The following is a 12,236-nucleotide window of genomic DNA, read 5'->3' as shown; positions in this document are numbered from 1 at the left end:
ATGACGATTTTACTGAATCAGTAAATACTTTCCGCTTTATTCAATTCAGAATTTACCATAGAAATTGGTGATGTCAAAATAGATACTCTTTTTCTCACCTGACTTTGTGATGATATCTATGATGTCATACTTTCTTTTGTTTTTGCCCGAACAAACCTGTCCTCTTACGCTGGCATCCGGATAATTCTGTTTAATCCATTTATATTCGGCTGCTACTCCTTTGTCTTCTGTGGTTTCAGTTATTACAATTGCATTCTCGAATGAGCTGCCGTCAGCCGGTTTTTTGACAGTGATAGAATCATTTTGAGCCGTAGTGATGGCAGATACTTTGTTTTCGGCTTTGGCCAGCATAAACGTCATAGCCATAATAGCAAATATGAATCTCTTTTTCATGGAGGGGTAAGGTTTATTGTTATTTGTTCTTTTATTAAACCTGTCAGGTCTTAAAGACCTGACAGGTTTTGAAGATAAATTTATTTTTCTTCTCCCCACAAATCTCCCAAAAAATCCCCAGACTACCAACACTCCTGAAAAATATTTATCAACTAAATTAAGCAAAAAGACGAATAATTGAGCTTTTATCATTGGTTTTAGTGCTAAAATGAACTTCAAACAATGTGTATAACAAAATATAACACACTAAATCATTGTGTGTTGTAGGGTTTTAATACATTTGCCAATGTAATAAATGTTATTCGATGTTTTATGTTGGATAATAATATAGAAAGGAGGCCGAAATAAGAGAAAGATGAAAATAGAAAATAGAATTGATTATTAGTCGGTTGCGGCGATTGTAGCTGCCGTTAATTATGGAGATGTTCCGACGAATAAGTGTGAGATAGATTGAATTAAGTTATCTACTGTAAAATGTAAAATTTATGCGTTCATCACAATTCAAACACGAACAAAATGTGACCAGCATGGAAGAAATGATCTCCCGGGTGGAGACATTTGGAGAAAAATACCAGCCGTCGAGGAGTGTATTGTTGATTTCCAACTTATCAAAGTTAAAAGAGGATGGAGGGGTATGTATAGAGGAAACCCATACAGCAACTGTCCTGATGAATAATGCGATAAGCTTCAGGAAAACACTCTATGGAGGTTTTGATAAGTATGTTACCCGTATCAACAATGCGGTAAAGGTATCAGGCGCTTCCAATGAGGTCGTTGACCAGTTCCAGAGTATTATACGTGAATTGCGGTCTCAGAGGAGTTCCGAGAAGCCTGATAATACCGAGTCAGCAGAAAATGCAACTGACCCGGAAAGCAAATCCAATACTTTACATTTGGCTGCGTATGACCGGAAAGCCTCAAACTTTAACCGTCTTGTTGTTTTTCTCAAAGAAATTCCTGAATATAAGCCCAACGAACCCGATTTGACTATTGAAGCGATTTCAGCAAAATCAGTGGAGTACAAGAATGCCAATCTGGCGATTACATCTGCCAGCGTACTGGTAGATACTCATACCAATAAGAGGGATCAGGTCTTGTATGAAGACGGTATTGGTTTGGTGGATGTGGGTTTGGCGGTTAAGAATTATGTAAAATCCGCTTTTGGAGCCGGATCTGCACAATACAAAGCTGTTAGTAATATCTCATTTAACAAATAACCCTTTCACCTGTTTTGATTTTCAATTTTGATTATAATGCATCTTGATAGTCCAACCCTGGCAGTTTTTGAATACCTGTTAGGGTTTTTTTTAAGCCTTTCATGATAGTATAATGAGAATAAGAGCCTTTTGAGACTTCAACTTTTTATATCTGCCTTTATGATTGAAACAGGATATCTGCTGTTTCATATATCCGCTTTTCTATCTGATCATTTTCCAAACCTGATTTTGTATTATTGATTCCCGGATTATATATATCCATTCCCGGTTTATCATTATCGTAAAACGATTAATACATATTGATAATTGATTAATCTATTTTCAAAGTTGGTTTATCCTACAGTAAAAAGGTATTAGTCCTACGCAATAATAATTAATCTATATTCAAAGTTGGAAGTTCCATATCTTAAAAGGATTAACCAATATCCAAACCGGATTAATCTATATTAATAATTGGTTTATCAATATCGAAAGTCGAACTATCAATATCCAAACATGATTAATATATGTTCACTATTGGACTATAAATTCGGATGATTGAACTTCCCATTTCCATTCCCAAAGAACCTATCCTAATAACCGGTTTTTCATTTATACTGATGGGATTATCCATTATGATGATGAATTTTAAGGGATTCAGAGATACATTATACATTTGATTTTCCTGGAATATTTCTTCTTAAAAACAACAATGGCTATGCTCCTCCAATGATTGGTTGAGCATAGCCATTGTTTGATATCACATTTATTGATATGATTATCAGTGCTATTGAATGTGGATCTTTGTGGTGAAATATAGAGTAGAGGGTAAGAGCTGATTCCATTTTTATTTCAGCTCTTACTTTCCCTCTCTTATTTCATCTCCCACGTAGGAGCATCAGTACGGAAAGGTGATGCCGGCAATCCTTCCTTATTAAAGAAGTTGGATTGTGCTTCTTCATGCCATCCGAAGCGGACATTTTTTGGTGATTTAACATTTTGAGAATAGACAATTACCTGATTGTTTTCAATTTTTGCCTCTGCTTGTACAAACTTACCATCTTCTCCTGCAATGGTGAACCAGGTAAGCGGCTTTCCGTCTTTACTGATCAGCCCGCTGCCAATGTGATCGAATGACAGGATAATCTTATCATTCATTACCTGCATTGATTTATAGACCGGGCCGGAGTATTCGATGTTTTTTCCATAACTTTTTGCTGCTGCAATCAATGCAAGGCGGTGGGCCACATCCCATTTGTTCCATGGGTGAATATCTTTCAGGCTATCGACCAGATCAGTGGTAACTGCCATACCTGTAGATGGGATTTTGAGACATTGAGACTGTACTTCCCATGTTATGGGCAGTGTTTCCACATCATGCGGAAAGCGATCTTTAGTTCGATGTGTATAATAGTGTGGTGCAATCTGTACATAGTAGAAAGGCCAGTTCTTTATGCCAAATAAATTACGCCAGGTGTCCACCATAAGTTTAAATTTGTCACAATAGCGCAGGCTATCGTGTACCATAAGATTCGATTCTCCCTGATACCAGAGTACTCCTTTGGTTGCAAAAGGAATTACCGGTGCCAGCATACTGTTGTACATTTGTCCGGGATGCATTCCGTCAATCTTAAAATCCTTTTTGGAAGCTTGTTCTTTAAAGATTGGAGATTGTTCGTAGGCCCAGTAAGGTGTCCATTGTTCCACGCGGGTTCCGCCCCATGATATTGACATAATACCGATGGGTACACCGATCTCTTTATGTATTTCCTGAGCAAAAAAGTATCCGATAGCTGACAGATTATGAAGGACGCTGTCGTTGCCATTTACCCAGCCTTTGGTTTTATATTCGTTGGGTTTGTAATTCTTTTCCACGTAGAAGTAACGGATATTATCCGGTTGTGTTTTCTTCAGCTCGGCAGCTGCCACATCGGGAGTCGCTTTGGGACCCTGATATTTCTTTGTTTTTCTATTCAGGGGGTATTCCATATTTGATTGACCTGAACACAACCATACATCTCCCACAAGAATATTATTCAGGATGATCTTGTTTTTTCCTTTGATCGTCATTGATGCAGGTTTCTCTGACGCTTTGAGTGGTGTAAGCATCACTTTCCAATAACCGGACGTGTCGCTAACAGCGGTTTTGGTTTGTCCGGCAAATTTTACGGTGACTTTTTCGCCTTTATCAGCATTTCCCCAAACGGGAACGGATTGGTTTCGCTGAAGCACCATGTTGCTTCCAAGCACTTTTGGCAAGGTAATTTCGGCCTTGATTCCCGCAGCCAGCAGAAGCGCAAGGGCAGGGGTGAGAAGTGTTTTGATTTTCATAGTAAGTAGTATGTTTTGTGTGAATAAATAATCCAGAATGATTATAGTGGTAATTAAAAAACCGCACAAATATAGTCAGAAGCCTCTTTCGTTATTCTTTGGGTGGAAGATAGGACATGTTTTTGTATGATTTACCCATATATTTTGAAGCCGGACTTTCGGTAGATGCCTTACGCTCTTTGATGAGTGAATGATTGAAGGGCTGATTTTGATATTTTGGATACCATATTTGATGATATCTGTTGAGGATATAAAAGAGATGGAAGGCTCTTCTTATTGATAAATACATATCTTTGCATTCAGCTAAAACCAATTATTTACCAAAACAAAACCAATTATGCCAACACCTGTATCAGAATGTCTGTACTGCCAAAAACTGCCGGTACTAGACGAATTGATGATCAAAATTGCCGAGCTGGAAGTTTCCGAAATTTTTCTTTTCAAAGAACAGTCTCACCCGGGACGTTGCAATGTCGTTTACAAAGATCACGGCGTTGAGCTATATGAACTGAGTGATGAAGAGCGTAACGCCTTTATGCGTGATGTGGTTAAGACAGCTAAAGCTATCGCATCGGCTTACAATCCTGCTAAAATCAATTACGGTGCATTCTCTGACAAACTTTCTCACCTGCACATGCATATTGTTCCTAAATACGAGGGAGGCTATAACTTCGGTGGCGTAATCGAAATGAATCCACAGAAGACTTATCTTTCAGATGCGGAATATGCTGAGATGATTGACAAAATCAAAGCAGGATTATAATCACTGAAATATGAAAGGACACTCCACGGAACGTCCTTTTTCTTTACTAGTGCATCGTGATGCTTTTCTGAAATGAAATAAAAAACGAACCATTCATATATTACGGATGGTTCGTTTTGATTTATGCTGATGGATTAGAAAAATGATGCGAAATCCTGCTTGATGGCAAATCCTGCCCGTAAAATCGAATGATATTGTTTGTAATTGTGCAGCTCTTCGCCATAGCCTTTGTAGTATTGGAAGAATATATAGCGGTTGTCATTTTGCGAAAGCCTGAAGCTAAGATCCAGAGTCAGGTTTACACCGTCATTCTTACCTCTGGGATTGAGCAGGAGAGAGCCTCTGACCATTTTTGAACGATCCATTGCACTAATAGCCACATATCCATACCCTCGATACTTCATCAAATCAGAATTTTCCTTACCGATACCAAAGGGAGCCCATAATTTCCCCTCAAAGTGCAACCTTGGATTGAAAAAATACTCACCTGTCAGAGAGACATTGTTCCACCCGTGATTGTTGAGCGAATCCCTACCGTCCGATTCATGTTCGGCCATCAACGAGGCTCTTCCGATAATATGTTTTCCTTTAAAGATAATCTTCGTCAGTCCGATAGACGGATTGAAATTGTGAGTCATTGATTTGTCGAAGATGTGCCAGAAAGTAGTCTGGCGGTAGTTCATTATGAGATAGGAATGAAAAGGCATAATATCTTTGGTGAACCGGTATCGGAGCTCGATCTGCGCTTTCATGTCGGCATTTTCCTTCTCAAATTCGTCTTCGATAGGAGCTCCCGTACTAAGGTAGTTTTCTTTTCCCGGAGCAAATGCCGGAGATTCGTTTATCTGACGAATGAGTTCGTTTCTGTTTACTTGGTGATAAACTTTGATATAATTGGGCTTGTGGATGTCAATGCTATCCATCAAAGCTGAATAATCGTTTTGTGCGGCATAGGAGGAAAGGGAGCAACTCAATCCTGCCATTATTGTCAGAAGCAGAGGTTTGCGAAAAAGTTGTTTGCAGATCATTGATTTCATCGTCTTGACCATCTCGGGTAAATTGAATCGGACAATCCTCGGATTGCCTTTGTTTAACGATGTAAAGTTCAGGATTGTGAGGAAAACGGGGATATGTTTATCGGTAAGACGGACTGTTTTACCGTTAAAAAGAAGGATAGACCGGATAAATATTACACTTCGGTTACAAATTGTTTCCTTGAGTACGGCAACAAAAAACTACAAAGAGGGCAGTTGATTTCCCATCTTTGTCGTTTAGTTTTATGTATCCGGAAAGCGATTATCTTACCATTTGATGTGTTCGTCGATAAACTTAATCAGACCATCTGCCATGACTTTCTGTTCAGCGACAATGGGGTGTCCCGGCGTGTTTTTGAAAGGGAAAAAGTAGGTGTATATTTTCGGGTCATTCAATCCTTTTGACGCTTTTTCCACGTATCCCGGCCATGGCGAGCCTTCTTTGGTTGCATCCATGCTACCTAAAGCACAAATGATGGAAGCTTTTGGGTATTTGCTGCGGATTGATTTTACAAAATCCTGGTATGATTTGATGATGAACGCTTCGTCAGGTGCCGTTGTGCCAAATCGAGCCTTAAACTGTGCATTGTTGGGCTGTTTTACTATCCAGGAATCGTTCTGGAAGAGGTTGATCACCACGATATCGGGAGTGTATTTGCTAAAATCCCATTTGCTTTGAGGATTGTCAGGGTTGGTGCGGTCATATATCTCAGGCATAATCTCGGGGAACCAGCTTACCATGATGCCGATGCCGCTGCGGGCAATGCAAGAGTATTGCGAATGATAATGGCGGGCAGTGCGGGCAGCATAAGTCCAGTAGTTATTAAACAGGGCTGAACTTCCTGAATCAGGATTGCCGGCTTTCACATCCACTCCGTGACCGGCTGTAATAGAGTTGCCGTAGAATTCTATTTTTCTTTTAGGCAGGGGAGAAGCAGGCAAAATTTTAGAGCCATCGGCCAGTTCAAAACCGTAAAAGCGGGAGAAGGTCGTGTTATTGGTGAGTTTGAAAACCTGTAGTGTGTGTTTCTTATTCTTCAGGCCCTTCGCCAAAACAATGGTGGATTTAATCGTGTCAGGTTTGATTTTCACCGGATTGCTATCGTCACCATCCACGATTACGAAGAAGTAGGTTTCTTCTTTCACGTTTTTAAATGTCCCTTTGATTTCAGTCCCTTTAAAGTTAATCGAGATGGAACTTCCCGGCCAATACAATTCGGCGTACTGGTTTGACTCCATGCCGATTCGCCCCATGTAAGTGATGTTTTTTTGATTGAAAGGAACCGGAATAGTTCCGTAACTCAGCAATGCAAACGCAAAGAGAAGCAGCGTCAGTAGTTGTTTCTTTTTCATTGTAGATGTGTAGTATTATTATTTAAGGCGGCAAATTTATTGCTTTCCGTGAAAATGCTGGCATTTTTTGTTGATCAAATTTGTGACTGCCATCTCATTATAGGAAATAATTGCTCCAATTGAAAGTATGCCGTTTCAATATTCTACTTTAAAGGGTTATATTCAGTAAATAAACTCTTTATTTTCCCCGATTGTTATATTGTTAGCCTTATTATGATTGTTGGTGTATATACCTAAGCCCTTTGTGACAACACTCTCCGGTATGTTTTCCGAATCTGCTGTTACATACCTTTATTTTTCATGCCTAAGACAGATACGCAAATCCTTAAACTATTCTTCTTTAAGAGAAATCTCTAAAATCTAAAAAACAAACAAAGCCATGAAAAGAGTGATATTGACCCTGATTGTGTCGTTTGCTTTTATAATGGCAAACGCGCTTACTTATTCTGTTACGGTTCCTATGGGCACAAATGCCTGTTACATTGCTGGTGAAATGAATGGATGGAAGCATCAAATGATGAAAAAGATAGATGATACACACTACTCAATAAATATTCCGACCGCAAAGACCTCGCATAAATATAAATATTGCTCCGGTCCGGGCTGGGGATACGTTGAAAAAGCAGCAGATGGCACTGAAATTGATAACCGGGCCTATGCTGCAAAAGATATTGTTACAAAATGGGTGGCTGTGTATGATAAATCTATAAGGAATGAAAACCTTACATTTCACGTTACGGTACCTCAGGGTACTAAATGCTGTTATATTTCAGGAGCATGGGATGGTTGGAAAAGCTTTAAAGAAATGCAGAAAGTGGATGATACACATTATACCACAACTATCCTGACTAATAAATTAATGAAGTACGTTTATTTTGCCGGTCCCTGTAAAGGGTATGGGGAAATAACAGCCACTAGTGATTGGGTGGATGGAAGAACCTACTCCGCTAATGATGTAGTTGCAAAATGGTTGGCTGTGTATGATAAATCGGTTCCTGATGCCTTTATTACCTATACTGTCACAGTGCCTGAGGGAACAAACGGTTGCTATATCGTCGGTGGTTGGGATGGTTGGAATTCAATTAAGAAGATGAACAAGAAAGATCAAAGGCATTATTCAATCACATTCCGTTCAAACAAGGCATTGACGTACAAATATCTCTCCGGACCGGATGTGAAGTTTATCGAAAAAGATCCGGATAAAGGCGATCGTTTTGCCAGATCTTATTCGGCTAATGATGAAGTACTCCTGTGGAAGGCCATTTGGACTCCCAAGAAATAAGTAGAGAAGTTAGATTCGTTCTTTCGATACTTATTCTTTGAATTATAACTTTTGCACAAGCAATAAGCCCCGTTGAAAATAAATCAACAGGGCTTAATTGAATAATATCGTCTCTTCGTTTTACCATATTTTCACCCGAAGTTCTTCCGGTAACCACATGGCATCTCCTTTTTGAATATGAAACGTAGAGTAGAAAGCATCCATATCTGATAGCGGTCCGTTTACACGGAATCTTGCAGGTGAATGGACATCACTGCGTACCTGATTGGAGATATACTCGGGACGGGCATTCACCATCCAGGCCATAGCATATCCGAGGAAGAACCGCTGGTCAGGATTGAATCCTGAGATTATCTCGTTGCTTTTGTATTGGGCGGTTTTCTTAAAGGCTTCGTATCCCATCGCAATGCCGCCAAGATCGGCGATATTCTCACCTTGTGTCATCTCACCATTGATATGCAGCGTGTCCACGGCAACGTATTTATTGAATTGCGCAACGATCATTTTTGTCCGGGTAAAGAACTTCGCGCTGTCCTGGGGAGTCCACCAGTTAGTGAGGTTTCCGTTAGCGTCATATTTAGCACCCTGATCGTCAAATCCATGAGTCATCTCATGACCGAAAGTAGAGCCTCCGATGATGGAATAAAGAATCGCGTCATCGGCCATTTTGCGTTCGAAACCCGGAACAAGAATGTTGCATCCCGGCACTACGATTTCGTTGTTCGAAGGATTGTAGTAAGCGTTGTAGGTTTGTGGCTGCATATCCCATTCTGTCCGATCCACCGGTTTCCCATATTTGGAAAACATGTAGTTGAAATGCCATTGAGCCACTCTTTTCATATTCTCAGCAAAGGAAAAACGGTTGATTTCAAGTTTGCTCATATCCTTCCATTTATCCGGATAACCGGCTTTCATAATCATCACATCAAGTTTGTGAAGGGCTTTTTGCTTAGTTTCCGGCGACATCCAATCCAGGTTTTTGATGCGTTCAGCATATACTTTCTTGATCTCCGTACCTATTTCAAGTAATTTTTCTTTGGTACCCTTAGGCAAATAATCCTTTACATAAACCTGTCCGACCAAATCACCGAGTGAGCCGTCCACTTCATTGGTGACGCGTTTCCAGCGGGGGCGGGGCACTTTAGTTCCACGCAGTGCCGAACTGTAATCAAAGGCAATGCGGAAGGTTTTATCATCGAGGTATTCAGCATAAGAGCCGATGAGATTCAGTTTCAGGTAGGATTTCCATACCGATAGCGGAAAGCTTTTTAAATAACCATTCAGCGCCTTTACAAATTCCGGTTGGCCGACTATCACACTATCCACTTTAGGTAATCCAACGGTCTGGAAAGTTAGTTGCCACTCCAGCGCAGGGTTGGTTGCTGTCAGTTTGTTGAAAGACATTTTGTTGTAGTTGCGAAAAGGATCACGCGTATCTTCCAGCTTGCGGGAAACTTTGGCAAGTGCAGTTTCCAGTTTCATAATCTCTTTGGCTGCTGATTGTGCACCATTAGCGTCATATCCCATTCTCAGAAACATTTTCCGGGCATAAGTGACGAAAGCCTGACGAACTTTTACCGCTTGCTTATCCGTGGCAAAGTAATATTCCCGATCAGGCAGGCTCAATCCTCCCTGTGCTATAAAAACCGCATGTTTGCTGCTGATCTTATCATCCTGCGCGACATAAAGACCGTACATTGTTCCGGCTCCGATTGTCCGCATCCAGGCTGCGGTGGCCAACAGGTCTTTTTGCGAGGCAATCTTGTCGATACGTGCCAGATCTGCTTTGATCGGATTAATACCGTTGCGGTTAAGCGAGACAGAATCCATGCCGGTAATATAAAGGTCGCCGATCTTTTGACGTGCACTTCCCTGTTCTTTGTTTTTCATCCGGGCAGACGAGACGCACACATCGTGGATCTGCGCATTGATGGTGTCCTGTATCATCTGGAAAATGCCGTTCGATGTCTCACTGGCCGGAATCGGATTCTGTTTAAACCATTTGCCATTGGCAAACATGAAGAAATCTCTACCCGGAGAGATTGTTGAATCGATATGCGCTACCAGCGGATCTGTATTTTGTGCAGCATTGCCAAGCATGGCTACACAGAGAAATGACATCAGGGAGAATGTCATTTTGATGGAGTGGGTGAGTTTCATGACACTTCTTATGGATTGAATAAATATCTGAAAATAAAGAATACATTTTTGATTCCCCGCAAAGTTAAAATAACCCACGATATCTTTTACCAATTTCAGAGTATCTTTTTAGATTGCAATTTTGGCATTGATATTTGTGTTTTGATGTTTCTTCAAAAACGCCGAACAAACTCCGAAAAGCCATTGTTTAGAGAGATTGTGAATCAAACCTTTAAATTATAATTTCCATGAAAGAGTATCAGCAATTAATTAACGGGAAATATGTGAATTCCCAGTCAGGAGAGTGGATTGAAGTAGAAAATCCTTTTACAGGAAAAATCGTATCGAGAGTGCCGAAAGGTGATAACCGTGATGCCGAAACTGCTCTGCAAGCCGCAAAAGGCGCGCAAGATGCCTGGGTTGCAAGAACTGCCTCTGACCGCGCTTCTTACCTGAAGAAAATGGCAGAAGTTATTCGAAAAAACCGCATTGAACTGGCTCAGATTCTGGTAGCTGAGCAGGCAAAAGTTCTTCCGTTGGCTCAGGTAGAAGTTGATTTTACTGCTGATTATTTTGATTATTATGCAGGATGGGCACGCATTTACGAAGGTGAAATTATCAACAGCGACCGTCCGAACGAAAATATTTTCCTTTTCCGCAAACCAATCGGCGTAGTGGTTGGTATTTGTCCATGGAACTTTCCTTTCTTTGTGATGGCGCGCAAAGTGGCTCCGTCATTGCTGACTGGTTGTACTATCGTATTGAAACCAAGTAGTCTTACTCCGAATACCACACTTGCATTTGCCAAAATGATTGATGGTATTGGCCTTCCTGATGGTGTGGTCAACTTCGTAACCGGTGGTGGCAAGACGATGGGTAAATATCTGGTGGAAAGTCCGCTGACCGATATGGTTACATTGACCGGCAGTGTGGAGGCTGGTCAGGAAATCATTACTTCTTCTGCTAAAAACGTGACCAAAGTATCGCTTGAGCTGGGCGGTAAAGCACCGGCCATCGTCTTCGAAGATGCGGATCTGGATATAGCAGTGAAGAGTATCGTGGCTTCGCGAGTCATCTTCAGCGGACAGGTCTGTAACTGTGCTGAACGCGTGTATGTTCATAAAAACGTATTGGATAAATTCCTTGAAAAATTTACGGCAGCTATGCAAGAGGTGACCTATGGCGATCCTTTAGCCAAACATACCCCGGATATGAGTTCGCAAATTGATAAGAACCAGCTGGATAAAATTGATGCTATGGTGGTGAAAGCCAAAGAAGAAGGTGCTCAAGTGCTTACTGGTGGTAAAAAAGCAGATACTCCATCCGGCTATTTTTACGAACCTACCGTATTGGCCGGTTGTACACAGGATATGGAAATTGTCCGCAAAGAGGTCTTTGGTCCGGTTATTCCTGTATTGACCTTCTCTGAATACGATGAAGCAATTGCCCTGGCTAACGATTGTGAATATGGCCTTACCTCATCCATTTTTACTAAAAACATCAATACTGCATTGAAGGCAGTGAAAGACCTGAAGTTTGGTGAGACGTATGTCAACCGTGAAAACTTTGAAGCGATGCAGGGTTTCCACGCGGGTTGGCGTAAATCGGGTATTGGTGGCGCCGACGGTAAACATGGTCTGATGGAGTATCTCCAGACACATGTTGCCTATATTCAGTTCTGAGAATAAGTAGTATAGTTTTCAAATGTTTTGATCACCGTCGTACTTGTGGAACGGGTTTCCACG

Annotated in this window: 9 protein-coding genes; 4 read left to right on the top strand and 5 right to left on the bottom strand. The window is 40.9% G+C overall.

Translation table 11 applies throughout. The features are described 5' to 3' along the window. Positions 1-45 precede the first annotated feature (45 nt). Entirely contained in the window at positions 46-393 is a 348-nt protein-coding gene (locus tag MLE17_RS00835; RefSeq protein ID WP_243345502.1) for an adenosylhomocysteinase, read from the bottom strand. A 485-nt stretch (positions 394-878) separates the two neighbouring features. Between MLE17_RS00835 and MLE17_RS00830 the strand changes: the two genes are divergently transcribed. Beyond that, the gene (locus MLE17_RS00830) at positions 879-1,610 is read left to right on the top strand and encodes a hypothetical protein (protein WP_243345501.1); all 732 of its coding nucleotides are present in this window, start codon (positions 879-881) and stop codon (positions 1,608-1,610) included. A gap of 852 nt (positions 1,611-2,462) precedes the next feature. On the opposite strand, the gene MLE17_RS00825 is transcribed toward MLE17_RS00830, so the two are convergent. After that, positions 2,463-3,920, bottom strand: a complete 1,458-nt coding sequence (locus MLE17_RS00825) for a sialate O-acetylesterase (RefSeq protein WP_243345500.1) — start codon at positions 3,918-3,920, stop codon at positions 2,463-2,465. A 337-nt stretch (positions 3,921-4,257) separates the two neighbouring features. Between MLE17_RS00825 and MLE17_RS00820 the strand changes: the two genes are divergently transcribed. Then, positions 4,258-4,683 carry an HIT family protein gene (locus MLE17_RS00820; RefSeq protein ID WP_243345499.1) on the top strand — a complete coding sequence of 142 codons (426 nt, stop codon included), beginning with the start codon at positions 4,258-4,260 and terminating at the stop codon, positions 4,681-4,683. Positions 4,684-4,817: 134 nt separating this feature from the next. On the opposite strand, the gene MLE17_RS00815 is transcribed toward MLE17_RS00820, so the two are convergent. Both MLE17_RS00815 and MLE17_RS00810 read right to left on the bottom strand, forming a co-directional pair. Further along, the gene (locus MLE17_RS00815) at positions 4,818-5,711 is read right to left on the bottom strand and encodes a phospholipase A (RefSeq protein WP_243345498.1); all 894 of its coding nucleotides are present in this window, start codon (positions 5,709-5,711) and stop codon (positions 4,818-4,820) included. A 273-nt stretch (positions 5,712-5,984) separates the two neighbouring features. Beyond that, a complete protein-coding gene (locus MLE17_RS00810; protein ID WP_243345497.1) occupies positions 5,985-7,070 on the bottom strand; it encodes an SGNH/GDSL hydrolase family protein in 1,086 nt (361 codons plus the stop codon). Positions 7,071-7,449: 379 nt separating this feature from the next. Here MLE17_RS00810 and MLE17_RS00805 point away from each other — a divergent pair, with 379 nt between their 5' ends. Continuing rightward, entirely contained in the window at positions 7,450-8,352 is a 903-nt protein-coding gene (locus tag MLE17_RS00805) for a hypothetical protein (protein ID WP_243345496.1), read from the top strand. 120 nt (positions 8,353-8,472) lie between these two features. Here the strand turns inward: MLE17_RS00805 and MLE17_RS00800 are convergent, their stop codons facing one another. Beyond that, positions 8,473-10,512, bottom strand: coding sequence for a M13 family metallopeptidase (locus tag MLE17_RS00800; RefSeq protein ID WP_243345495.1), 2,040 nt, complete (start codon positions 10,510-10,512; stop codon positions 8,473-8,475). A gap of 227 nt (positions 10,513-10,739) precedes the next feature. Here MLE17_RS00800 and aldA point away from each other — a divergent pair, with 227 nt between their 5' ends. Next, positions 10,740-12,173, top strand: coding sequence for an aldehyde dehydrogenase (gene aldA, locus MLE17_RS00795; protein ID WP_243345494.1), 1,434 nt, complete (start codon positions 10,740-10,742; stop codon positions 12,171-12,173). The last annotated feature ends 63 nt before the right edge of the window (positions 12,174-12,236 follow it).

The sequence above is a fragment of the Parabacteroides sp. FAFU027 genome, assembly GCF_022808675.1.
GTDB lineage: Bacteria > Bacteroidota > Bacteroidia > Bacteroidales > UBA7332 > CAXXIC01.
Note: the sequence above shows the minus strand (reverse complement) of the source record. Positions and strands in the feature narration are given on the sequence as shown.